The organism is Streptomyces sp. WM6386 (assembly GCF_000972385.1).
GTDB lineage: Bacteria > Actinomycetota > Actinomycetes > Streptomycetales > Streptomycetaceae > Streptomyces.
Genome location: NZ_JXTE01000379.1, coordinates 1 through 592 on the forward strand (window position 1 = coordinate 1; position 592 = coordinate 592).

A 592-nucleotide genomic window follows, 5' to 3' on the forward strand; every position below is an offset into this window, starting at 1 on the left:
GACGGGAACCGAGCGGGCCTCAGGGGTGCGATGGGGGCCGGATCGGCGATGGCCGCGGTGGACTGCCCATCGGCGGGGAGCCGCTGCTGCCCCTGTGCCGCGGGCTCGGGCAGCGCCGGGCGCCCGCCCTTGGGCGGGGGCCGTTGTTTTCGGACCCCCCGCCCGGCAGCCTTCTGAAGACCATGTCCGTCCGGCTCACGGAGGCCCCCCTCGCCGCTCTCGAACAGCGGGTGCGCGCCGAACTCCAGCTGGGCCGGCACCAGGAAGTCCTCGGCGAACTCCAGTCGTTGACCACCGAGCTGCCCCTGCACGAGGACTTCCACGCGCACCTGATGGTGGCGCTGTACCGCACCGGCAGGCAGGCGGACGCGCTGCGCACCTTCGGCGAGTTGCGGCGCACGCTGGTCCGGGAACTGGCCATCGAGCCGGGCCGGCGGCTCCAGCAGTTGCACAGCCGTATCCTGACCGGCGACCCGGCGCTGCTCGAGCCCGCGGCACAGCGGCAGCAGCGGCTCACCGCCGATGGGCAGTCCACCGCGGCCATCGCCGATCCGGCCCCCATCGCACCCCTGAGGCCCGCTCGGTTCCCGTC

Annotated in this window: 1 protein-coding gene; it reads left to right on the forward strand. The window is 74.3% G+C overall.

The window, feature by feature from the left end; genetic code table 11:
• Window positions 1–143: 143 nt before the first annotated feature.
• Window positions 144–592: AfsR/SARP family transcriptional regulator (locus TN53_RS41835; protein WP_234441856.1), on the forward strand; the 449-nt coding region annotated here is incomplete at its 3' end.